Source organism: Sphingomonas sp. (assembly GCF_035758555.1).
Taxonomy (GTDB): domain Bacteria; phylum Pseudomonadota; class Alphaproteobacteria; order Sphingomonadales; family Sphingomonadaceae; genus Sphingomonas_B.
The window spans coordinates 1-22,210 of sequence record NZ_DASTXI010000218.1; the positions used below are offsets into that span (position 1 = coordinate 1).

At 66.4% G+C, this 22,210-nt stretch carries 20 protein-coding genes; 17 read left to right on the top strand and 3 right to left on the bottom strand.

The genetic code is table 11. The annotated features are described in order from the left end of the window. The first annotated feature begins 158 nt into the window (after positions 1-158). The 6 genes from VFT73_RS12875 (at position 159) to VFT73_RS12900 (ending at position 6,694) form a co-directional block, all read left to right on the top strand. Positions 159-2,426, top strand: coding sequence for a TonB-dependent receptor (locus VFT73_RS12875; RefSeq protein ID WP_326411748.1), 2,268 nt, complete (start codon positions 159-161; stop codon positions 2,424-2,426). Between the two features lie 67 nt (positions 2,427-2,493). Then, on the top strand, positions 2,494-3,975 hold the full coding sequence (gene pgi / locus VFT73_RS12880; protein ID WP_326411749.1) for a glucose-6-phosphate isomerase: 1,482 nt from the start codon (positions 2,494-2,496) through the stop codon (positions 3,973-3,975). Then, complete coding sequence (locus VFT73_RS12885) at positions 3,972-4,772, top strand: aspartyl protease family protein (RefSeq protein ID WP_326411751.1); 801 nt, start codon at positions 3,972-3,974, stop codon at positions 4,770-4,772. The genes pgi and VFT73_RS12885 overlap by 4 nt, the downstream gene beginning before the upstream one ends. A 10-nt stretch (positions 4,773-4,782) precedes the next feature. Then, positions 4,783-6,126, top strand: a complete 1,344-nt coding sequence (gene gorA, locus VFT73_RS12890) for a glutathione-disulfide reductase (RefSeq protein WP_326411753.1) — start codon at positions 4,783-4,785, stop codon at positions 6,124-6,126. 38 nt (positions 6,127-6,164) lie between these two features. Further along, complete coding sequence (locus VFT73_RS12895; RefSeq protein WP_326411755.1) at positions 6,165-6,407, top strand: type II toxin-antitoxin system ParD family antitoxin; 243 nt, start codon at positions 6,165-6,167, stop codon at positions 6,405-6,407. Further along, positions 6,404-6,694: a type II toxin-antitoxin system RelE/ParE family toxin gene (locus VFT73_RS12900; RefSeq protein ID WP_326411758.1), complete on the top strand. Its 291-nt coding sequence runs from the start codon at positions 6,404-6,406 to the stop codon at positions 6,692-6,694. Before VFT73_RS12895 ends, VFT73_RS12900 begins: the two co-directional genes overlap by 4 nt. Before the next feature lie 6 nt (positions 6,695-6,700). Here VFT73_RS12900 and VFT73_RS12905 read toward each other — a convergent pair whose 3' ends face one another. After that, positions 6,701-7,669 (bottom strand): 2OG-Fe(II) oxygenase, encoded by a 969-nt coding sequence (locus tag VFT73_RS12905; protein WP_326411760.1) that lies wholly within the window; start codon positions 7,667-7,669, stop codon positions 6,701-6,703. 228 nt (positions 7,670-7,897) lie between these two features. Here VFT73_RS12905 and VFT73_RS12910 point away from each other — a divergent pair, with 228 nt between their 5' ends. Beyond that, a complete protein-coding gene (locus VFT73_RS12910) occupies positions 7,898-8,167 on the top strand; it encodes a hypothetical protein (RefSeq protein ID WP_326411762.1) in 270 nt (89 codons plus the stop codon). Positions 8,168-8,238: 71 nt separating this feature from the next. Beyond that, positions 8,239-9,759, top strand: coding sequence for a L,D-transpeptidase family protein (locus tag VFT73_RS12915; protein WP_326411764.1), 1,521 nt, complete (start codon positions 8,239-8,241; stop codon positions 9,757-9,759). Here VFT73_RS12915 and VFT73_RS12920 read toward each other — a convergent pair. Together VFT73_RS12920 and acs are read right to left on the bottom strand one after the other, a co-directional pair. Beyond that, complete coding sequence (locus VFT73_RS12920; protein WP_326411766.1) at positions 9,756-10,802, bottom strand: AI-2E family transporter; 1,047 nt, start codon at positions 10,800-10,802, stop codon at positions 9,756-9,758. The two genes, VFT73_RS12915 and VFT73_RS12920, sit on opposite strands and share 4 nt — an antisense overlap. Continuing rightward, positions 10,799-12,739 carry an acetate--CoA ligase gene (gene acs, locus VFT73_RS12925; RefSeq protein ID WP_326411768.1) on the bottom strand — a complete coding sequence of 647 codons (1,941 nt, stop codon included), beginning with the start codon at positions 12,737-12,739 and terminating at the stop codon, positions 10,799-10,801. Before acs ends, VFT73_RS12920 begins: the two co-directional genes overlap by 4 nt. Before the next feature lie 122 nt (positions 12,740-12,861). On the opposite strand from acs, the gene VFT73_RS12930 reads away from it, so the two are divergent. The 9 genes from VFT73_RS12930 to VFT73_RS12970 form a co-directional block, all read left to right on the top strand. Further along, a complete protein-coding gene (locus VFT73_RS12930; RefSeq protein WP_326411770.1) occupies positions 12,862-13,875 on the top strand; it encodes an NAD-dependent epimerase/dehydratase family protein in 1,014 nt (337 codons plus the stop codon). A 262-nt stretch (positions 13,876-14,137) separates the two neighbouring features. After that, entirely contained in the window at positions 14,138-15,664 is a 1,527-nt protein-coding gene (locus VFT73_RS12935) for an acyl-CoA carboxylase subunit beta (protein ID WP_326411772.1), read from the top strand. Positions 15,665-15,673: 9 nt separating this feature from the next. Further along, a complete protein-coding gene (locus tag VFT73_RS12940; RefSeq protein ID WP_326411774.1) occupies positions 15,674-16,486 on the top strand; it encodes a hypothetical protein in 813 nt (270 codons plus the stop codon). After that, positions 16,483-16,920 (top strand): methylmalonyl-CoA epimerase, encoded by a 438-nt coding sequence (gene mce / locus VFT73_RS12945; RefSeq protein WP_326411776.1) that lies wholly within the window; start codon positions 16,483-16,485, stop codon positions 16,918-16,920. Before VFT73_RS12940 ends, mce begins: the two co-directional genes overlap by 4 nt. Positions 16,921-17,026: 106 nt before the next feature. Next, positions 17,027-17,815 carry an enoyl-CoA hydratase-related protein gene (locus tag VFT73_RS12950; protein WP_326411779.1) on the top strand — a complete coding sequence of 263 codons (789 nt, stop codon included), beginning with the start codon at positions 17,027-17,029 and terminating at the stop codon, positions 17,813-17,815. 91 nt (positions 17,816-17,906) lie between these two features. Continuing rightward, a complete protein-coding gene (gene scpA, locus VFT73_RS12955; RefSeq protein WP_326411781.1) occupies positions 17,907-20,141 on the top strand; it encodes a methylmalonyl-CoA mutase in 2,235 nt (744 codons plus the stop codon). 5 nt (positions 20,142-20,146) lie between these two features. After that, positions 20,147-21,226, top strand: coding sequence for a biotin synthase BioB (bioB, locus tag VFT73_RS12960; RefSeq protein WP_414712826.1), 1,080 nt, complete (start codon positions 20,147-20,149; stop codon positions 21,224-21,226). Then, positions 21,223-21,462 (top strand): hypothetical protein, encoded by a 240-nt coding sequence (locus tag VFT73_RS12965; protein WP_326411785.1) that lies wholly within the window; start codon positions 21,223-21,225, stop codon positions 21,460-21,462. Before bioB ends, VFT73_RS12965 begins: the two co-directional genes overlap by 4 nt. Further along, on the top strand, positions 21,462-22,210 hold a 749-nt coding region (locus tag VFT73_RS12970), incomplete at its 3' end, for a biotin carboxylase N-terminal domain-containing protein (protein WP_326411788.1). The genes VFT73_RS12965 and VFT73_RS12970, both read left to right, overlap by 1 nt.

Genomic DNA, 22,210 nt, shown 5'->3' on the forward strand with positions numbered 1-22,210 from the left:
GCGCGTCGTCGCGGCCGACGATGATGTCGGGATCGTTTTCCTTGGCCATGCCACACCTCCTTGCATGAGCGGCTTGCGGCTTACAGCGCGGCGGGCGGAGATTTGTTCATGGATTCGGCCCGGAGGCACCCCTAAGCGCCGCTGGAGCAGGAGGTCGCATGCGGGTTGGTTGGGCAGGTACGATAGCGCTGATGATCGGGCCGGTGCCGGCCGCTGCGCAAAAGGCCGACCCGATCATCGTTACGGCGCCGGGCGGCGGCAGCGATCTCGACGAAGCGCTGAGCGCCGATTCCGCCGCGATCCGCGGTGCCGGCCGCCCGGACCTGCTCCAGGCGCTGGCGCGGTCGGCGCCGGCGCTGTCGCTTCAGGACGCGCAAGGCAATCCCTGGCAACCGAACCTCGTCTACCGCGGTTTCACCGCGTCGCCGCTGCAGGGCCAGGCGCAGGGCCTTGCGGTGTATCTGGACGGCGTCCGCTTCAACCAGCCGTTCGGCGATACAGTGCAGTTCGATCTGCTGCCGGAGGCGGCAATCGAGCGGGTCGATCTGCTCGATACAAGCCCGGTCTATGGCCTCAATGCGTTGGGCGGGGCCGTCGTGATTGCAACCAAGACAGGCCGATCGGCGCCGGGGCTGTTGCTGTCCGGGAGCCTGGGGAGCTATGGCGCAGCGGAGGGCGTCGCCGAAGCCGGCTGGAGCGGCGAACGGGGGAGCGCCTATGTCGCGCTTCAGCAAAGTCATGAGGGAGGCTGGCGCCGCTTTTCCCCCTCCACGCTCCTCAACGGCTATGCCGATCTCGGCTGGGACGGAAGCGATGGCGGCCTTCATCTGAAGCTGATCGGCGCGGACACCGACCTGACCGGCAATGGCAGCGCCCCGGTCGAGCTGCTGAGGGGGGACCGGCGCGCCGTCTTCACCCATCCTGACAACACCCGCAATCGATACGGCCGTGTCAGCCTCCATCCCTGGCTGGCCTTGGGCGGGCAGACGCGGATCGAAGCCAGTCTTTATCTGCAGCAGCTGAACCAGCGCACGCTGAATGGCGATGCTGCCGATATCGAGCCTTGCGACGCTGACGAGGAAGCCGGCCTGCTATGCCTTGAGACCGCCGCCGGCAACGAGGAGTCGGTGCTGGTCGGTGCCGATGGCGACGAGGTGCCGGATCTGCTCGGTGGCCGCGTCTATGGTGTGCTCAACGGCAGCCGGACCCGGACCATCGCGAAAGGCGTGCTCGCGCAGATCGTCGACCGCAGGCCGCTCGGCGGCGGCGAGAATGTGCTGGCCGCCGGATTCAGCCACGACCGCAGTCGGACCCGGTTCGACAGCAGCACCGAGCTGGGGGCGCTGACTCTCACGCGCGGCGTCGATGGGCTTGGTCCGGTGATCGACCAGCCCGACGGCGCGATCGCACCGGTCTCGCTGGTCGCGCGGACCCGCTACACCGGCCTGTTCGTTTCCGAGACGCTGCCGATCGCGCCCGGCCTGACGCTCGAGGCGGGGCTTCGCTGGAACGAGGCGCGGATCGCGCTGGATGACCGGATCGGCAGCGCGCTCGACGGAACCCATCGCTTTCGCCGGTTGAACCCCGGCCTGGAGCTGAATTGGCAATCGAGGCCGGCGCTGAAGCTGCGCGCCGGCTATGCGCAAAGCAATCGCGCGCCCACGCCGGCCGAATTGTCGTGCGCGGACGAGAACGCACCGTGCAGCCTGACCAATTTCTTCGTCGCCGATCCGCCGTTGAAGCAGGTGGTCGCCGGTAGCATCGAGTTGGGCGCGCAGGGGCGAGCGGGCAGATTTGACTGGCTCGTCACCGGCTACCGGACGACCAGCCGGGACGACATCCAGTTTGTCGTGTCGACCACGCGCGGCAGGGCCTTTTTCCGCAATATCGGACGAACGCGCCGCCAGGGGCTGGAAGCGACGCTTGGCTATCGGCGGGGCGCGCTCAGCATCCGCGCCGGCTATGCCTTCACGGACGCGACCTATCGGTCGCCGCTGCTGCTGAACGCGGCCGACAATCCGCAGGCGGACGATCAGGGGAGGATCGCCGTCCAACCGGGCGACCGCTTGCCCGGCGTGCCACGGCACCGGGGAACGGTCGCCATCGATTATGCGGGCGAGGGCTGGAGCCTAGGCGGCGACGTTGAGGCCGCGTCGGGGCAGTATCTGTTCGGCGACGAAGCCAATCTGGAGCGCCGCACCGCCCCGTATTTCCTTGCAAACCTGCGCGGCTCGGTCCGCCTCGCCGGGGCGCTGACCATGTTCGCCGAGGTCGGGAATATTTTCGACGCCCGTTACGCCACCTTCGGAGCTTTCGGCGCAACCGACGAGGTCGTGCTGACCGAGGCACAGGGCGCAAGCGACCCGCGCAGTCTCGGGCCGGGCGCTCCGAGGCGCTTTACCGTCGGGCTGAGCGCGCGCTTCTGATCGCCTGACGCCGGCCGCTTGCATGCGCGGCTCCCCCGGCTAGAAGCGCGGCGCGAGGAGATATTGGATGGGCTGGCCTGTCGATCATGAGCGGCGGACGCTCGGTGAGTTGTTCGCGGACGATCCGAAGCGCCTGGAGCGGCTGACGCTGGACGCGGCGGGGCTGTATTTCGACTGGTCGAAGACGCACCTGACCGAAGACCTGGTCGGGCAGTTTGTTGCGCTCGCGGATCAGCGCGGCATCGGCGCGGCGCGCGACGCGCTGTTCGCCGGCAAGATCGTCAACACCAGCGAAGGGCGGGCGGCCGAGCATACTGCCGAGCGCGGCGAGGGCGCGCCGGAAAGCGTCGCGCAGGCGCGGGCGTTTCACAAGCGGATGCGGGCGCTGATCGACGCGATCGAGGCGGGCGCGCTGGGCGACATCCGGCACGTGCTGCATATCGGCATCGGCGGATCGGCGCTGGGGCCGGACCTGCTGATCGATGCGCTGGGCCGCGATGCAGAGCGCTATGACGTCGCGATCGTCTCGAACGTCGACGGCGCCGCGCTGGAGGAAGCGATCCGCCGGTTCGATCCGAACGCGACCCTGCTGGTGATCGCGTCCAAGACGTTCACGACCAGCGAGACGATGCTGAACGCGGCAAGCGCCCTCGCCTGGATGGCGGAAGCGGGCGTCGAGGACCCCTATGGCCATGTCGTTGCGCTAACCGCGTCTCCCGACAAGGCGATGGAATGGGGCGTCGACGAGACGCGCATCCTGCCGTTCGCGGAGAGCGTCGGCGGGCGCTACTCGCTGTGGTCGTCGATCGGCTTTCCCGTCGCGCTGGGGCTCGGCTGGGACGCGTTCGAAAGCCTGCTGGAAGGCGCCGCAGAGATGGACCGGCATTTCCGCTTTGCCGAACCGGCGCGCAACGCGCCTTTGCTCGCTGCCTTTGCGGACCTCTACTACACGCAGCTGCGCGGCTGCGAGACGCGCGCAGTATTCGCCTATGACGAACGGCTGCGGCTGCTGCCATCCTACCTCCAGCAGCTGGAGATGGAATCGAACGGCAAACGGGTGACTCCGGAAGGCGAGGCGCTGGCCTGGCCGACCGCGCCGATCACCTGGGGCGGGGTCGGTACCGATGCGCAGCACGCCGTGTTCCAGCTGCTCCACCAAGGCACCCGGCTGGTGCCGGTCGAGTTCGTCGCGGCAGTCGAGGCCGGCGATCATCAGGACGAGGCGCATCACCAGGCGCTGCTGACCAACTGCTTCGCGCAAGGGGCGGCGCTGATGGCGGGCAAGGCCAGCGACGACCCGCAGCGCGCCTATCCCGGCGACCGGCCGTCCTCGACGATCCTGCTTGAGCGGGTCGACCCGGCGAGCCTCGGCGCGCTGATCGCCTTTTACGAGCACCGGACGTTCGCGAACGCCGTGCTGCTCGGCATCAATCCGTTCGATCAGTTCGGCGTGGAGCTTGGCAAGCAGATCGCGAAGTCGATCGAGCAGGAAGGAACCGAGGGCTTTGATCCCTCGACCCAGGCGCTGATCGCGCGGGCGTTCGGATGATCGTTTCCCTCGCGTTGGCCGCGGCGCTGACCGTGCGCGGCGACCGCCTCTTCATTCCCGCCCGCGTCAACGGGGCCGAGACCGAGGCGGTGCTCGATTCCGCCGCGGAAGTGACGGTGCTCGACGACGAATTCGCTGCCCAGACAGGCGTCGGGGAAGGCGAAGCCGTGATGGCGCGCGGCTCCGGTGCCGGCAAGGCGAAGGCGCAGCTGGTCGAGGGCGTCCGTGTCGAGGCGCTGGGCGTGAAGCTGCCGGACGTGACCGTGGCCGTGATGGACCTGGACGATGTCGGCGCGCGCCTGTTCGGCCATCGGCTGAATGCGATCGTCGGGCGCGAGCTGTTCGATGCGGGCCGCCTCGCGATCGACATCGAAGGTCGCACGATCCGTCCGCTGCCGGCAAACGCCAGGCCGAAAGGCGTGCAGCTGCCGCTCAAGACCTTCCACGGCAATGAAACCATCCCGGTCTCGATCGAGGGTAAAGCGCCCGTGCGCGCCGAGTTCGATCTCGGCAACGGTTCGCACATGCTGATCGGCAAGGCCTATGCCGCGCGTCTGGGGCTACTCGACCGCGAGCATTTGCATGAGGAAGGCGGCGGCATCGGCGGGGCGGTCAAGCGGCGGGTCGTCACGCTTCGGTCGGTGCGCATCGCGGGCGTGACCTTCCGCAACGTGCGCGCCGCGATCGACGAGCAGCCGAATGCGGCCGACGCGAATGTGGGGGTCAAGCTGCTGCGCCGCTTTCGCATCGTGACCGATTTCCCGCACAAGGCCGTCTGGCTCCAGCCGCGGCGATAGAGGACGAGACATGGCAGATTTCGACTACGACCTGTTCGTGATCGGCGGCGGCTCCGGTGGCGTGCGCGCGGCGCGCGTCTCGGCGGCGCATGGCGCGAAAGTCGCGCTGGCGGAGGAGCACAAGGTCGGCGGCACCTGCGTGATCCGCGGCTGCGTGCCCAAGAAATTGCTCGTCTACGGCGCCCATTTCGCCGAGGACCTGGCCGATGCGCGCCGCTTCGGCTGGGACGTGCCGCAATGCGCGTTCGACTGGCCGACGCTCCGCGACAATGTCCTCGCCGAGGTCGAGCGGCTGAACCAGGCCTACACGACCACGCTCAATAATAACGATGTCGAGATCATCCTCGAACGCGCGACGGTGACCGGGCCGCACAGCGTTAAGCTCGCCAGCGGCCGCGAGATCAGCGCGCGCTTCATCCTGATCGCGACCGGTGCCTGGCCGGTGGTCCCGGACCTGCAGGGCGCGGAGCACGGCATCACCTCGAACGAAGTGTTCCACCTCGAAACGCTGCCCCGGCGCGTGCTGATCGCCGGCGGCGGCTATATCGCCAACGAATTCGCCGGCATCTTCCATCAGCTCGGCTCGGACGTGACGCTGGTCAACCGCAGCGACGTGATCCTGCGCGGCTATGACGAAAGCGTGCGCGACCGGCTGCTGCAGATCTCGATGACCAAGGGGATCAAGTTCCAGTTCAACTCCCGTTTCGAGCGGATCGAAAAAGGCGACGAAGGGTTGCGCGTAAGCTTCGACAGCTGCGAACCGCTCGACGTGGACCTGGTGCTGTTCGCCACGGGCCGTGCGCCGCACACCAAGGGCTTGGGGCTGGAGGAGGCGGGCGTGAAGCTGGACGCCAAGGGCGCGGTGGTCGTCGACGATGACAGCCGGTCGAGCGTCGACAGCATCTATGCCGTCGGCGACGTCACCAATCGCGTGCAGTTGACCCCGGTCGCGATCCGCGAGGGCCAGGCCTTTGCCGATACGGTGTTCGGCAACAAGCCGTGGCGCGTCGATTACCATTGCATCCCCTCGGCCGTGTTCAGCCATCCGCCGCTCGCCGGCGTCGGCCTGACCGAAAGCCAGGCACGGCAGAAATATGGCGCGGTGCGCGTCTATTCGTCGGATTTCCGCCCGATGAAGAACGTGCTCGCCAACCGCACCGAGCGCGCGCTCTACAAGATGGTCTGCGAGGCGGAGACGGACCGCATCCTCGGCCTCCACATGATCGGCCCGGATGCCCCCGAAATCCTCCAGGCCGCCGCGGTCGCGGTGAAGGCGGGCCTCAACAAGAAAGCGTTCGACGACACGGTCGCGCTGCACCCGAGCATGGCCGAGGAATTGGTGCTGCTGCGTTAGGATGCTATATTGCGCGAAAATGTAGGAGTGCTGCTGCCATGGCGCAGATCAACGTTTCGCTTCCCGACGGCCTGAAGAAATGGGTCGACGATCAGGTCGCCACCGGCCGCTACAGCAGCGCCAGCGACTATATACGCGAAATCCTCCGCGCCGATGAGGAGCGTGCGGCTCGTCTCGCCTGGCTGCAGGCGGAAATCGACAAGGGACGGGCGTCTGGAGAAGGGCAGGACTACAGGGAGTTTTTCGCCGAACTTCGAGCCGCCCGCTCTGTCGCCGCATGAGGCAGCTGACGATTCTGCCGAATGCGCGGGACGATCTCCGCGCGATCGAGCACTACAGCATTCAGGAGTTCGGCGCGAGCGTCGCCGATGATTACATGAACCGTATCGAGCGCGCGCTCGACCGACTGCTGAACTATCCTGAATCCGGGCCGCTCTATCCCGGCATCCGGCCGCCGGTGCGCTACGTTAGTCTAGGTAGTCACCACTTGTTCTATGATTTTGACGGAAAATCCATCGCGGTGCTTCGCGTCCTGCACCAAGCAATGGTGCCCGAAGATTGGCTATAGACTCAACTAAGCGATCCACCTTTTCTCCCTGATCCACTTTGTGCAGAGATATTTCACGCCGCCGCTGACCGGCATGCCGGCGTGTTTCGACAGCGGGTCGACGGAGCGGTCGGGGAGGGCGCTGGTGAAGATCAGCGCGTCGCCCTTGCGGCCCTTCACGCTGAGGCCGATTTCCGGGAACACGGTCTCGCCGCCCTTATAGTCGTGGTTCAAATAGACGAGCGCGGTCCTGAACCGCTGGTTCTGCTCGGAACGCACAAAGTCGAAATGCGGCTTATATTCCTGCCCCCCCCTGTACCGCAGGATCAGCGTCGCTTCCCCTTGCTCGAACGCCGTCCCGCTCGCGGCTGCCAGCCGGCGGTTGAGCGCATGGACGGCTGGATCCTCGATCATCCAATGGATCGTCGCGCCGTCCGAGGTGCGGATCGGATCGCGCACCTGGCGCCCCATCGCGTCATTGACAACGGACGGCATACATTCGGGCTCTGCGAGCTGGCGGAGATAGTCGCACTCGCCGGCAGTGAAGAGCCGCTCGATCCGCCGCACGTCCGGCCGTTCGGCGAGCGTTTCCGCGGGCGGCAGCCGCGCCGGGTCGCCGTTCTCTGTCAGCGTCATCTTGTCGAGGACGCCAAGCGCCAGCTTGCGTTTCGGATTGTTGCGTGCTTCGTCCCGCAGCCGCGCGAGCGCGCCTTGCCAGTCGCGCGGACCGGCCACGCCGTTCGCCATCAGGTTGGTGGTGATTTCCGCCGACTGTTTGTGGCCGAGCGCGGCTGCGCGGCGATAGAGTTCGCGCGCCGCCGTCGGGTCCTGCGGCACCAGGCCGCCGCGCCACTTCATTTCCGCGAGCATCGCCATCGCTTGCGGCTGGTTCTGCGCCGCCATCTGCGTGACGATCAGCACGGCCTCGGCATTGCGGCCGGCGACGGAGAGCTGCACCGCCTGCTGCAGCATCGGGTGGAGGGGAGGATTGGCCATCGATCGCGTGAGAAACCTTGTCGGCAGCATCCTTGGCAGCCTTTTGCGCCGATCTCCAGCCCGGACTTCGGCACCTCGGCGCGGACAGCTGACGCTCCCGATCCTCCACCCGTCGTCCGTGCCGCACGGTACGCCGTTACCGCGAGGGAACGAGTGCGCCGCAGTGACGTTCGCCCGATGCGGACCGCCGCTCCCTTGCGGACGGGACGCTGTTCCGGGAGACAGACAATGAGGGTCCTTAGCATAGCTGTGCTGCTCACCGCCGCTGCCGGCGGCCTGACTGCGTGCGCCAATCACGACGAAATGGCAGTCGCTCCGGCGCCGCCCGCCGGTCCGGGCGCGATCGCCGGCAGTGTCGCGGCCGATCGCGACGGCGACGGCATCGCCGACGGCTATTACACCACCGACGGCATGTATGTGGCGTTCCAGGCGCCGCCGTGCCCGCCGCCGCCTCCGCCCCCGCCTCCGCCCGCTCCGACCGGAGAACGCGGCATCTAAACGGCTGAGCGAGCGTTGTTCCTTGCGACAAGGGGCAGCGCTCGCTTCCCCGTGAGCGGAGTATCGATACGTTGCACAACAGGGTTTGCGGCGCGTTCATTGCCGCGCTGATGCTGGCGGCGCCAGCGGCCTTGCGGGCCGGCACCGGCCCGGATGCCGTGGCGCTGGAAGTCAAGTCGGAAGTCGGCGGCAAGCTGAAGCCGGTCTATGCGGCGCGGGGCTTCTGGCCGCTCTGGATAAGGAACGGTGCGGTCGCGCCGGCGGCGGATCGGCTGATCGCCTATCTCGAGACGGCCGAGCTCGATGGTCTGGAGCCGCGCGACTATGACGTCCGCGACGTTCGAGAGGCGGCTGAGCGCGCGCGCGGCGGCTCGCCCGAGGCGCTGGCAAGGGCCGAGATTGCGCTATCGCAGGCATTTGCACGCTACGTGCGCGACGTCCGCCGCGCCCCGAACGCGAAGATCCGCTATCTCGACGAGGAGTTGGTACCGCAGAAGCTGAGCGAGGCCGAGGCCCTGCGCGGCGCCAGCCTTGCCCGCGATATCGGCGCCTATGTGACGCAGATGGGCTGGATGGATCCGGCCTATGCCGGCCTGCGGCAGGCGCTCGCCGAGCGCCGCGAACGCTGGGACCGGCTGCCGTCGGTCGATATCCCGCGCGGAACAGCGCTGAGGGTCGGAAAGAGAGGCGAGCGGGTGCGCCTGCTCCGCGACCGGCTCGGGCTGCCGCCCGGCGAGCGGTTCGACAAGGCCGTCGCCGCGGCGGTAACCGACTTTCAGGCCGCGCACGGGCTGAAGCCGGATGGCATCGTCGGCGCGGGCACGATTGCCGCGCTGAACCGCAATCCCGGCTGGTACGACCGTGTCCTCACGCTCAATCTCGACCGCGCGCGTGTGCTGCCGGGGCCGGACGTCCGCCACATCACCGTCAACGAGGCTGCGCAGCAGCTGGTCTATTATGACGACGGCATGGAAGCGGGGCGGATGAAGGTCATCGTCGGCAAACCCGGCGAGCAGACGCCGCTGCTGGCCGGCATGGTGCGCTATGCGATCCTCAATCCGTATTGGAACGTTCCGCCGGACCTGGTCCAGCACAAGGCCGCATCGGGCGTGTTCGCCCGCGGGACGCTGCAGAAGGCAGGTTTCGAGGCGCTGTCCGACTGGAGCGCGCACGCAGAGCGGCTCGATCCGTCCGACATCGACTGGAAGGCGGTCGCGTCGGGCGAGGAACAGCTGCGCGTGCGGCAGATGCCGGGGCCATCGAACGCAATGGGGAAGGTCAAATTCATGTTCCCCAACGATCTCGGCATCTACCTCCACGACACGCCGGAGCGGGCGCTGTTCGACAGGAACCCGCGCTATTTCAGCTCGGGCTGCGTGCGGTTGGAGGATGCCGAACGGCTGGGTGAATGGCTGTTCGGGAAGCCGCTGGTGGCCAAAAGCAATGCGCCCGAACAGACGGTCGCGCTGCCGCGGCCGGTGCCCGTCTATCTGACATATCTGACGGCTGAGGCCGCTGACGGGCGCGTGCTGTATCTGGACGACGCCTATGGCAGGGACGGCGCGGATACGCGGCAGGTCGCCAGCCGCTAGCCGTTCGCGACCAGCTCCCGCCAGAGCAGGATCAGCGCAGCCATCACCGCAGGGCCGATGAACAGGCCGAGCAGGCCGAACGCCTCCACCCCGCCGAGGATGCCGATCAGCACCCACAGGAAAGGGAGGCGCGTCGCGCCGCCGATCAGCACCGGACGCACGAAATGGTCTGCGATGAAGATGACGGCCGCGCCCAGCGCGACGATCGCGATCGCCCAGCCGACCGCGCCCTGGCCGAGCAGCATCAGCGCCGCGAGGCCGATCAGGACCGCGGCGCCGAACGGGATCATTGCCGCCACCGCGGTCGCGGCGCCCAGCAGCACAGGGTGCGGCACGCCCGAGGCGATATAGCCGATCGCCATCACCACGCCTTCGCCGATGCCGACCAGCACCAGCCCGTCGATCGTGCCGCGGACGGAGCGGATCATCTGCTCGCCGATCCGCTCGCCGGCCGGGCCGAACAGCCGGTCGCCGGCACGCCGCGCCTGACGGGCAATGTCGTCCTGGTGGCGCAGCATGAAGAAGAAGGCGAGCAGGGTGAAGGCGAACACCACCGCCTTGCGCACCGCATGTCCGCCGATCGCGCGCGACCGGGCGATCATCTCGGGATCGGTGAGGTGGCCGAGCTGGCGCTGCGCCGCTTCCGCCGTGCCCAGGTTCGCGACCCACCAATCGTCGAGCGCCCTGTGCGGAAAGGGGAGGCCAGCGGCCCAGGCGGGTTCGGGAATGCCGTGCGCGCGAGCCGAAGCCAGCCAGGCCGCGAGATCATGCGCTTCCTGCGCGGCGCGGACGATGCCGAGCCCCAAAGGGATCAGCACTGCCAGCCCGATTGCAGCCGTGAACAGCAATGGCAGCCACACCGTCTTGCCCGCCGGCCAGCGCGCCTCCGCTCGCCCATAGACGGGGGCCACCGCGATCGCGAGCACGACTGCCCATAGCAAGGCCGGCACGAACGGCAGCGCCACCCATAGCCCGAGCAGCGCCAGCGCGACGACCAGCCCGATGCGCAGCACGCGCTGGGCGGTGCCGGCGCCTTCGATCATGCGGCGCGGTTGGCGAGCAGGTCGTCGACGACAGCGGGGTCGGCCAAGGTCGAGATGTCGCCGAGGTTCGAGACGTCGCCTTCCGCGATCTTGCGGAGGATGCGCCGCATGATCTTGCCGCTCCGCGTCTTCGGCAAGCCTGGCGCAAACTGGATCACGTCGGGGCAGGCGATCGGCCCGATCTCTGTCCGCACCCATTTGATGAGCTGGGCCTTGAGGTCCTCGCTCGGTTCCTCGCCGGCATTCAACGTGACATAGGCGTAGATGCCCTGGCCCTTGATGTCGTGCGGCATGCCGACCACCGCGGCTTCAGCGACCTTGGGGTGCAGCACCAGCGCGCTTTCGATTTCCGCCGTGCCCATCCGGTGGCCGGACACGTTCAGCACATCGTCGACGCGGCCGGTGATCCAGTAATAGCCATCCTCGTCGCGCCTTGCGCCGTCGCCGGTGAAGTATTTGCCCGGATAGGTCGCGAAATAGGTCTGGAAGAAGCGGCCATGATCGCCCCAGACGGTGCGCATCTGACCCGGCCAGCTCTTGGCGATGACCAGATTGCCCTCCGCCGCGCCCTGCAGGACATTGCCGTCTGCATCGACGATCTGCGGGTCGATGCCGGGCATCGGCTTGGTTGCGGAGCCGGGCTTCAGGTCGGTCGCGCCGGGCAGGGGGGCGATCATCGTGCCGCCGGTCTCCGTCTGCCACCAGGTGTCGATGATCGGGCAGCGGCCGTCGCCGACTATGTCGTGGTACCAGCGCCACGCCTCCGGGTTGATCGGCTCGCCGACGGTGCCGAGCAGCCTGAGCGAGCCGCGGCTGGTGCGCTTCACCCAGTCGTCGCCTTCGCGCATCAGCGCCCGCAGCGCGGTGGGGGCGGTGTAGACGATCTCGATCCCGTGCTTGTCGACCACTTCCCAGATGCGGCTGGGCGTCGGCCAGTTCGGCACGCCTTCGTACATCACCGTCGTCGCGCCGTTCGCGAGCGGGCCGTAGAGGATATAGCTGTGGCCAGTCACCCAGCCGATATCGGCCGCGCACCAATAGATCGTGCCGGGGTGGTAATCGAACGTCAGCTCGTGGGTCAGCGCGACCCAGACAAGGTAGCCGCCGGTCGTGTGCAGCACGCCCTTGGGCTTGCCCGTCGAGCCCGACGTATAGAGGATGAACAGCGGCTCCTCGGCGCCCATCGGCTCGCACGGGCAATCCGCCTCTACTTCGCGAGCAAGATCGTGATACCAGGCGTCGCGGCCCGGCGTCATCGGAACTTCGCCGCCGGTCGCACGGACCACGACAACCTTTTCCATGCTGGAAGCATGCGCCGCAGCTGCGTCGACATTGGCCTTCAGCGGCACGCGCTTGCCGCCGCGCCGCCCTTCGTCGGCAGTGACGACGATCTTCGAATCGCAGTCCTGGATGCGCCCGGCCAGCGCCTCCGGCGAGAAGCCGCCGAACACGACCGAGTGGATTGCCCCGATCCGCGCGCAGGCGAGGATCGCGAACGCCGCTTCCGGGATCATCGGCATGTAGATGGTGACGCGGTCGCCCTTCTGGACGCCCTGGCCTTTCAGCGCGTTCGCGAAGCGGCAGACCTCGGCATGCAACTCGCGATAGGTGAAGCGCCGCGCTTCCTCGCCGGGCTCGTCCGGCTCCCACAGGATCGCGACCTGGTCGGGGCGCGTCTTCAGGTGCCGGTCGATGCAGTTCGCCGATGCGTTGAGCTTTCCGTCCGGGAACCAGCTGATGTGGAAATCTTCCTCGCGGAACGACCAGTCGCCGGCGATTTCCGGCCGCTTGATCCAATCGAGCCGCCGCGCCTGCTCCAGCCAGAAACTGCCCGGATCGGCCAGCGCGCGGCCATAGAGCTGCGCATATTTCTCGGCATTGACGCGGGCCCGCTTCGCCCATTCCTGCGGCACCGGATACACGCTCTTGTCGGTCATTCAGGACTCCCCTTGGCCAATCCTTAGTCGGCGGCGGGGCCGATGCAAGCGGATGACGCCTTGACGTCGCCAGCAGGCGGGGGTAGGTTTCAAATCGAAACCTAAGTGCGGGGGAGGCGGCCATGACGCGGGTGCTGGTGACGGGCGGCAGCGGCTATATCGCGGGCTTTGCGATCCGGCAGCTGATCGAGGCGGGTTGGGAGGTGAACACCACCATCCGCTCGCTGACGCGCGAGAGCGAAGTCCGCGACTGGCTGGGCGTCGACAATGGCAAGCTCCGCTTCTTCGCTGCCGACCTGACCAGCGATCCCGGTTGGGCGGAGGCGGTCGAGGGCTGCACCCATGTCGCGCACGTCGCCTCGCCGATCCCGCCGAACGCCCCGCGGCACGAGGACGAGCTGATCGTGCCGGCGCGCGACGGTGCGCTCCGCGCCCTCCGATTTGCGAAGGGCGCGGGCGTGAAGCGCTTCGTGATGACCTCCTCAGTTGCGGCGATTGCCTATGGTCATTCGAAGGACCGGACGGAGTTCAGCGAGGCCGACTGGTCCAACCTCGACGACCCGCGCACCTATGCTTACCCGAAATCCAAGACCATCGCCGAGCGCGCCGCGCGGCAATGGGTCGCGGCGGAAGGCGGTGGCCTGGAGTTCGTGACGGTGAACCCGGCTGCGGTGCTGGGTCCCGTGCTCGGCCGCGACTTCTCGCCCTCGATCGAGGCGGTCAAGAAGCTGCTGGAAGGTGCCATGCCCGGCGTGCCGGACCTCGGCTTCGGTATCGTCGACGTGCGCGACGTCGCGGACCTGCACGTCCGCTGCCTCACCGCCGAGCATGTCGCGGGCGAGCGCTTCATCGCCTCCGGCCCGTTCCTGAAGCTGATGGACATCGCGCACATCCTCCGCGACCGCCTCGGCCCGGAGGCGCGCAAGGTGCCGACCCGCCGCATGCCCGATTTCCTGGTCCGCATCGTCGGCCGCTTCATCCCCGAGCTCGGTCAGGTCGCGAGCGAGCTGGGGCGGGTGAAGATCAGCTCCTCGGCCCATGCGAAGGACAAGCTCGGCTGGGAACCGCGGCCGGTGGACGACACGATCGTCGACACCGCGCGCAGCCTGATCGAGCGGGGGATCGTCAAGGTCTGATCGGTGCACGCGAAGCCGCGAAGGCGCGAAGAGAAGAATTGTTCGCGCGGAGGCGCGGAGGCGCGGAGGGTCTGCTTCAGCGACAAAGTCGCAACCAATTCCCGACCGAAGGCTTCTTTTGCGCTACGCGCGGGAGAGATGCGTACACCCTCCGCGCCTCCGCGTGAACCAACCTACCTTCCCCTTCGCGGCTTCGCGTGAACAACTCCCAGGCAGCACGCGGCATTGCCTTCCGCGCTAAAGCTTGGAATGACGCGGCGCCATGCAGACGATCCTCGAGGAACTGGAACGCCGCCGCGCCGCGGCAAAGCTGGGCGGCGGGCAAAAGCGCATCGATGCGCAGCACGCCAAGGGCAAGCTGACCGCTCGGGAGCGGATCGAGGTGCTGCTCGACCAAGGCTCGTTCGAGGAACTCGACATGTATGTCGAGCACAACTGCGTCGATTTCGGCATGGAGGAGCAGCGCATCCCCGGCGACGGCGTCGTCACCGGGTCGGGCACGATCAACGGCCGCCTCGTCTTCGTGTTCAGTCAGGATTTCACCGTCTTCGGCGGCTCGCTCTCGGAACGCCATGCGCAGAAGATCTGCAAGATCATGGACATGGCGCTGAAGGTCGGCGCGCCGGTGATCGGCCTCAATGATTCCGGCGGCGCGCGCATCCAGGAAGGCGTGGCGAGCCTCGGCGGCTATGCCGAAGTGTTCCAGCGCAATGTGCTCGCCTCGGGCGTGGTGCCGCAGCTCAGCCTGATCATGGGCCCCTGCGCGGGCGGCGCCGTCTATTCGCCGGCGATGACCGACTTCATCTTCATGGTGAAGGATTCGAGCTACATGTTCGTGACCGGCCCGGATGTGGTGAAGACCGTCACCAACGAAGTGGTGACGCAGGAGGAACTGGGCGGCGCAATCACCCACACCACCAAGTCGGGCGTGGCAGACGTGGCGTTCGAGAACGACATCGACGCGCTGCTCGCCGCGCGGGACTTCATCGATTTCCTGCCGCTGTCCAATCGCGAGCATGTGCCCGAGCGGCCGACCACCGATCCCTGGGACCGCGCCGACGAGAGCCTCGACACGCTGGTCCCGGCCAGCGCCAACCAGCCCTATGACATGCACGAGCTGATCCGGAAGACGGTCGACGAAGGGGACTTCTTCGAGCTGCAGCCGGCGCATGCGGGCAACATCATCATCGGCTTCGGCAGAATCGAGGGCCGCACCGTCGGCATCGTCGCCAACCAGCCGATGGTGCTCGCCGGCGTGCTCGACATCAACAGCTCCAAGAAGGCTGGCCGCTTCGTCCGCTTCTGCGACGCGTTTGATATTCCGATCGTGACGTTCGTCGACGTGCCCGGCTTCCTCCCCGGCGTCGCGCAGGAGCATAACGGCATCATCAAGCACGGCGCGAAACTGCTCTTCGCCTATGCCGAGGCGACCGTCCCCAAGATCACCGTCATCACCCGCAAGGCCTATGGCGGCGCCTACGACGTCATGGCAAGCAAGCATCTGCGCGGCGACCTGAACTATGCGTGGCCCACCGCCGAAATCGCCGTGATGGGCGCCAAAGGCGCGGTCGAGATCATCTTCCGTGGGCGCACGCCGGAGGAAATCGCCGAACGCACCGCCGAGTACGAAGCCCGCTTCGCCAACCCTTTCGTCGCGGCCAGCAAGGGCTTCATCGACGAAGTGATAATGCCCCACTCCACGCGCCGGCGGATTGCGCTGGGGCTACGCAAGCTGCGGAACAAACAGCTCGAAAACCCGTGGAAGAAGCATGACAATATTCCGCTATGAGGTTTTGACATGCCTGGTGAGTTGGTCGACGCGGCTGCGATTTTGGCTGGTTCCGGAGCTACGAAGTGGGCTGCCGACAAATTGCTTGGCCCCAGCGCGGAAGCACTCGGCGATCAGCTGAAGGCTTATCTGAATGACCGACTTGCAAAAATTTTTACACGAGCGAAGCAGATAGCACCGGAAAATAGGGTTACGCCACTTTCGCCTGGGCTGGCGATGAGATTGATCGTTGATGCATCATTCTCGGCCGATGATCCGAAGATTACAGATTGGTGGGCTGGTCTAATAGCAGACGCCGCAGTGCGCGGCTCAAACAAGCACGCAATATTCTCTGATATGATGGCGATGCTCGGACCAAGCGAGGCTAAGCTGCTAGATAAGGTGATGAACGGCTGGTCGTACGCAGTCGAGGAAATCGACGACGCAGGGCGCAACAATCTTTCAAGTTCGATTGAGCTCGCTTTAGATCATATCGTTTCCGAAGCGGTCGGCCCGCTGCCTTGTACCGATGGGCGTCCGGCTGGATGGGAGCGTCGCCATGGGGCATTGAACCTAACTTGGCCATCTTGGGCAGTATGGTGGGCCCTTCCCCGCGTTCGCGCCGGCAACAATATTGAAACACCGCATGTCGGTAGTGCGTTTGCTGGTGAAGATCCGCTTACAATTAATAGTCTGGAGAGAGTTGGCATTCTGGCCAGACGACGCGTCATGCTTTCAAATGATGGCTATACCGGTTGGGTGGCGGTCTATTATATTACACCGTTGGGCCTCGACTTTTATCGGGCTTCCACTGGCAGATCGTTGAAAGAGCATAATTCATGAAACTCGGCCGCCTGAATCATGTCGGGGTCGCCACTCCGTCGATCGAAAACGCCATCGCATTCTACCGCGATGTGATGGGGGCGGAGGTGATCCGGGCGCCGTTCGATCTGCCGAAGCAGGGTGTGAAGGTTTGCTTCGTCGAGACGCCTCCTTCGACAGGCTCAGGACAGGGAACCCAGATCGAGCTGATCGAGCCGTTGGGCGAAAGCTCGCCGATCCACGGCTTTCTCGCGAAGAACCCGGCGGGCGGGCAGCATCATGTCTGCTATGAAGTGCCCGACATTCACGAAGCCAAGGCCTGGTTCGAGGGCAGGGGCTGCAAGGTGCTCGGCGAACCGCGGATCGGGGCGCACGGGACGCCGATCTTCTTTGTGCACCCGAAGGACATGGGCGGCGTGCTGACGGAGATCATGGAAACGCCGCGCAATCATTGATGGGCGCGCGATCATTTCCCATCCCGTTCGTGTCGAGCGAAGTCGAGACACGCTTGGGAGCCGAGCAGTCGCTTCTCGACTTCGCTCGAAACGAACGGAGTGAGTTTTGAGCGAATACCAGACCATCCGCACCCACCGCGACGGCGACGTCCTCATCGTCACCCTTAACCGGCCCGAGCGGCTGAACGCCGCCCTGCCGGCGATGTTCGACGAGCTCCGCGCGGCGATCGGCGAGCTCGACGGCGCCCGCGCGGTACTGATCTCGGGCGAGGGCAGGGCCTTCTGCTCCGGCGCAGACCTTATGGGCGGGGCGCTGGCGCCGGGCGTCGACCCGGGTGAGGCGACCTACACGGCGCTGACCGACCATTACAGTCCCGCCATGCTCGCGCTGGCCGAACTCGACGTGCCCGTGGTGAGCGCGGTGCGCGGGGCGGCGGCGGGGATCGGCTGCTCCCTCGCGCTCGCGGCGGACTTCGTGGTCGCGAGCCAGACCGCCTATTTCCTCCAGGCCTTCGTCAATATCGGCCTGGTGCCCGACGGCGGCGCGAGCTGGATGCTGCCGCGCCTGATCGGCCGCGCGCGGGCGGCGGAAATGATGATGCTGGGCGAACGCGTCGGCGCGGAAAAGGCGCTGGCGTGGGGCATGGTCCAAAAGGTCGTTTCCGACGACGCGCTCGACGCCGAAGCGCTGGCGCTGGCCAGGCGCCTCGCCGCCGGGCCGACGCGGGCGCTGGGCGGCATCCGTCGCAACCTGCACGCGGCGCTGGACGGCTCCTATGCAGACGCGCTCCAGCGTGAGGCGGAGGTGCAGCGCGACATGCGCGGGACGGCGGACTCGATGGAGGGCGGGATGGCTTTCCTCCAGAAGCGCAAGGCGGAGTTTCGGGGGCGCTGAGCGTCGCCGTTCGTTTCGAGCGAAGTCGAGAAACTCTTGACGCACTCCGCGCTCGCGTGTCTCGACTTCGCTCGACACGAACGGATTTTGTATGACTGACAAGCCGAATCTCGGGGACTGGTCCGCCCTCGCCGCGAAAGAAGTGAAAGGCCGCGACCTCACTTGGGCGACGCCGGAGGGGATCGACGTCAAGCCGCTCTACACGGCGGAGGACACTGCGGACCTCGATCCCGGCCTCCCCGGTTTCGCGCCGTTCACCCGCGGCGTGCGCGCATCCATGTATGCCGGCCGCCCCTGGACGATCCGCCAATATGCCGGCTTCTCCACCGCCGAGGAATCGAACGCCTTCTACCGCCGCAATCTCGCCGCCGGGCAGAAGGGCCTGTCGGTCGCTTTCGACCTCGCCACCCATCGCGGCTATGACAGCGACCATCCCCGCGTTACCGGCGATGTCGGTAAGGCAGGCGTCGCGATCGACACCGTCGAAGACATGAAAATCCTGTTCGACGGCATTCCGCTCGACCAGATGTCCGTTTCGATGACGATGAACGGCGCGGTCATCCCGATCCTGGCTTTCTTCATCGTCGCCGCGGAAGAGCAGGGCGTCTCTCAGGACAAGCTCGACGGCACCATCCAGAACGACATCCTGAAAGAGTTCATGGTGCGGAACACCTATATCTATCCGCCCGAACCGAGCATGCGGATCGTTTCCGACATCATCGGCTACACCTCGGCGCACATGCCGAAGTTCAACTCGATCTCCATCTCCGGCTATCACATTCAGGAGGCCGGCTCGACGATCGTGCAGGAGCTGGCGTTCACGCTTGCGGACGGCATGGCCTATGTTCGCGCCGCGCAGGAAAGCGGGCTCGATATCGACGCCTTTGCAGGACGTTTGAGCTTCTTCTTCAACATCGGCATGAACTTCTTCATGGAGGTGGCGAAGCTGCGCGCCGCCCGCCTGTTGTGGCACCGCGCGATGACGATGCTGGGCGCCAAGCAGGAGCGTTCGAAGATGCTCCGGACCCACTGCCAGACGTCGGGCGTGAGCCTGCAGGAGCAGGACCCGTACAACAACGTCATCCGCACCACGATCGAGGCGATGGCGGCGGTGCTGGGCGGCACGCAGAGCCTTCACACCAATGCACTCGACGAAGCGATCGCGCTCCCCACCGACTTCTCCGCCCGGATCGCGCGCAACACGCAGCTGGTGATCCAGGAAGAGACGGGGATCACGAAGGTCGTCGATCCGCTGGGCGGCAGCTACTACATTGAGGCGCTGACCAACGAGCTTGCCGAAAAGGCCTGGGAAATCATCGAGCGCGTCGAAGCCGAAGGAGGCATGGCTAAGGCGGTCGCCGCCGGCTGGCCCAAGGCGATGATCGAGGAAGCCGCAGCCGCCAAGCAGGCGAGGGTCGATCGCGGCGAAGATGTCATCGTCGGTGTCAACAAATACCGGCCCGCTGAGGAAAGCGAGATCGAGATTCTCGAGGTCGACAACCACCGGGTGAGGGAAGCGCAGATCGCGCGGATCAATCGCGTAAAAGCCGCGCGCGACGAGGCAGTATGCCAGGCGGCGCTGGAGGCTCTCCGCCACTGTGCGGCCAACCCAATCCCGTTCGTTTCGAGCGAAGTCGAGAAACGCGCGTCCACCGGCTCCGAGCCAGCGCTTCTCGACTACGCTCGAAGCGAACGGGGTTTGGCAAACAATCTTTTGGCTCGGGCCATAGAGTGCGCCCGCGCCCGCGCGACGCTCGGCGAAATCTCCAAGGCCATGGAGGACGGCTTCGGCCGCTACGAGACAGTGCCGACGCCGGTGAGGGGCGTCTACGGCGCCGCCTACAGGGACGAGGACCGCTGGACGCAGGTCGTCGACGGCATCGCCGCGTTTGAGCGCCGCCGCGGCCGCAAGCCGCGGCTGCTGGTCGCGAAGATGGGGCAGGACGGGCACGATCGCGGTGCGAATGTGGTCGCCTCCGCCTTTTCGGACATGGGTTTCGAGGTGGTCAGCGGACCACTGTTCCAGACGCCGGAGGAAACGCTGGTGCTGGCGCTGGAGAAGGACGTCGACGTGGTCGGCGCCTCCAGCCTCGCCGCCGGGCACAAGACGCTGATCCCGGAACTGGTGCGGCTGCTGCGCGAGAATGGCCGCCCCGACATCCGCGTCATCGCCGGCGGCGTGATCCCCGCGCAGGACTACGATTACTTACGCGAACGCGGCGTCGCCGGCATCTACGGGCCCGGAACCAACATCGTCGACAGCGCGGCGGACGTGCTGCGCCTGCTCGGCCATAACATGCCCCCGGTGGAGGAAGCTGCGGAGTGAGTGAAATGCTGACCAGTGCTCCTGCGAAAGCAGGAGCCCAGGGCGCCAAAGGATGGAACACCGACTCTGGGCCCCTGCTTTCGCAGGGGCACGGGGAGGTGCGCACCGACTGGACCCGTGATGAAATCCGAACCCTCTTCGCGCTCCCCTTCACCGACCTCCTCTTCCGCGCCGCGACCGTCCACCGCGCGCACCATGCGCCGGATCAAATCCAGCTCTGCACCCTGCTCAGCATCAAGACCGGCGGCTGCCCGGAGGATTGCGGCTATTGCTCCCAGTCCGCCCACGCCGATAGCGGCGTCAAAGCCACCAAGCTGATGGACGTCCGCTCGGTCCTGCAGATGGCCGCGCAGGCGAAGGATGCGGGGTCGCAGCGTTTCTGCATGGGCGCGGCCTGGCGCAACCCCAAGGACAAGGACATGCCCGCCATCGTCGAGATGGTGAAGGGCGTCCGCGACATGGGGCTGGAAACCTGCATGACATTAGGCATGCTGACGCCGTCCCAGGCCCGGACGCTCGCCGATGCGGGCCTCGATTATTACAACCACAATATCGACACCTCGCCGGAGCGCTACGGCAACATCATCACCACGCGGTCGTTCGAGGACCGGCTGGACACGCTGGAGAACGTCCGCTCCGCCGGCATCAACGTCTGCTGCGGCGGCATCGTCGGCATGGGCGAGACGCGCGAGGACCGGGTCGGCTTCATTCACGCCCTCGCGACCCTGCCGCGCCACCCGGAAAGCGTGCCCGTCAACGCGCTGGTGCCGGTGAAAGGCACGGTCCTGGGCGACATGCTGGCCGACACGCCGCTCGCCAAGATCGACGACATCGAGTTCGTCCGCACCGTCGCCGTCGCGCGGATCACCATGCCGATGAGCATGGTCCGCCTTTCCGCCGGCCGCGAGAGCATGAGCGAGGCGACGCAAGCGCTGTGCTTCCTCGCCGGCGCAAACAGCATCTTCACCGGCGACAAGCTGCTCACGGCGCCCAACGCCGGCGATGACAAGGATGCTGCCCTACTCGCCAAATTCGGCCTGACGCCGCTGGAAGGGGAAGAGCCGATGCGGGTGGCGGCGGAGTGAGTCGGTATCACGCGCTCTTCGTCGGCTTCATGCTGGTTTCGCTGGCCTTAATTGGTTGGCTGTTCTTCGCCGTCGTGAATTATGTCGACGCCGGGTTCGACTGCGCTGATCGCACGGCAGCGTGGGAAACTTGCGCGGAAGCTGTTCGGGTGCCCATCGCTGTCAAATCTGCGGTTGTCCTCGCGCTCTGGGGCGTCAGCCTGTGGCTGCTCATTCGAGAACGGAAGAAACAATAGTGTTCAAGAAAATCCTGATCGCCAATCGGGGCGAGATTGCGTGCCGGGTGATCCGGACGTGCCGCAAGATGGGCATCCAGACGGTCGCGGTTTACTCCGATGCCGACGCGCGGGCGCCGCATGTGATGATGGCGGACGAGGCGGTGCGGCTGGGGCCGCCGCCGGCCAGCGAAAGCTATCTCCGCGCCGACCTGATCCTGCTCGCCTGCAAGGAAACGGGCGCGGAGGCGGTGCATCCGGGCTATGGCTTCCTGTCGGAGCGGACCAGCTTCGCGCAGCTGCTGGCTGACAACGGCATCGCCTTCATCGGGCCTCCCCCCAATGCCATTGCGGCGATGGGCTACAAGATCGAGTCGAAGAAGCTCGCCAGCCAGGCCGGCGTCAACGTCGTGCCCGGCTATCTGGGCGAGATCGCCGACACCGACGAGGCGGTGCGGATCGCGTCCGACATCGGTTATCCGGTGATGATGAAGGCCTCGGCCGGCGGCGGCGGCAAGGGCATGCGGCTGGCCTGGTCCGAACAGGACGTGCGCGAGGGCTTCGAGGCGACCAAGCGCGAAGGGCTTGCGTCATTCGGCGACGATCGCGTGTTCATCGAGAAGTTCATCGAAAGCCCGCGCCACATCGAAATCCAGGTGCTCGGCGACAGCCAAGGCAACATCGTCTATCTGGGCGAGCGCGAATGCTCGATCCAGAGGCGGCACCAGAAAGTGGTCGAGGAGGCGCCGTCGCCTTTCGTCACGCCCGA

What these genes read in the sequence shown, in the direction of transcription:
- VFT73_RS12930 (WP_326411770.1), top strand. Translation starts at nt 12,862, where the DNA reads ATGACGCGGGTGCTGGTGACGGGCGGCAGCGGCTATATCGCGGGCTTT.
- VFT73_RS12895 (WP_326411755.1), top strand. Translation starts at nt 6,165, where the DNA reads ATGGCGCAGATCAACGTTTCGCTTCCCGACGGCCTGAAGAAATGGGTC.
- gorA (WP_326411753.1), top strand. Translation starts at nt 4,783, where the DNA reads ATGGCAGATTTCGACTACGACCTGTTCGTGATCGGCGGCGGCTCCGGT.
- bioB (WP_414712826.1), top strand. Translation starts at nt 20,147, where the DNA reads ATGCTGACCAGTGCTCCTGCGAAAGCAGGAGCCCAGGGCGCCAAAGGA.
- VFT73_RS12905 (WP_326411760.1), bottom strand. Translation starts at nt 7,669, where the DNA reads ATGGCCAATCCTCCCCTCCACCCGATGCTGCAGCAGGCGGTGCAGCTC.
- VFT73_RS12920 (WP_326411766.1), bottom strand. Translation starts at nt 10,802, where the DNA reads ATGATCGAAGGCGCCGGCACCGCCCAGCGCGTGCTGCGCATCGGGCTG.
- mce (WP_326411776.1), top strand. Translation starts at nt 16,483, where the DNA reads ATGAAACTCGGCCGCCTGAATCATGTCGGGGTCGCCACTCCGTCGATC.
- VFT73_RS12910 (WP_326411762.1), top strand. Translation starts at nt 7,898, where the DNA reads ATGAGGGTCCTTAGCATAGCTGTGCTGCTCACCGCCGCTGCCGGCGGC.
- VFT73_RS12885 (WP_326411751.1), top strand. Translation starts at nt 3,972, where the DNA reads ATGATCGTTTCCCTCGCGTTGGCCGCGGCGCTGACCGTGCGCGGCGAC.
- VFT73_RS12935 (WP_326411772.1), top strand. Translation starts at nt 14,138, where the DNA reads ATGCAGACGATCCTCGAGGAACTGGAACGCCGCCGCGCCGCGGCAAAG.
- VFT73_RS12900 (WP_326411758.1), top strand. Translation starts at nt 6,404, where the DNA reads ATGAGGCAGCTGACGATTCTGCCGAATGCGCGGGACGATCTCCGCGCG.
- scpA (WP_326411781.1), top strand. Translation starts at nt 17,907, where the DNA reads ATGACTGACAAGCCGAATCTCGGGGACTGGTCCGCCCTCGCCGCGAAA.
- VFT73_RS12875 (WP_326411748.1), top strand. Translation starts at nt 159, where the DNA reads ATGCGGGTTGGTTGGGCAGGTACGATAGCGCTGATGATCGGGCCGGTG.
- VFT73_RS12940 (WP_326411774.1), top strand. Translation starts at nt 15,674, where the DNA reads ATGCCTGGTGAGTTGGTCGACGCGGCTGCGATTTTGGCTGGTTCCGGA.
- acs (WP_326411768.1), bottom strand. Translation starts at nt 12,739, where the DNA reads ATGACCGACAAGAGCGTGTATCCGGTGCCGCAGGAATGGGCGAAGCGG.
- pgi (WP_326411749.1), top strand. Translation starts at nt 2,494, where the DNA reads ATGGGCTGGCCTGTCGATCATGAGCGGCGGACGCTCGGTGAGTTGTTC.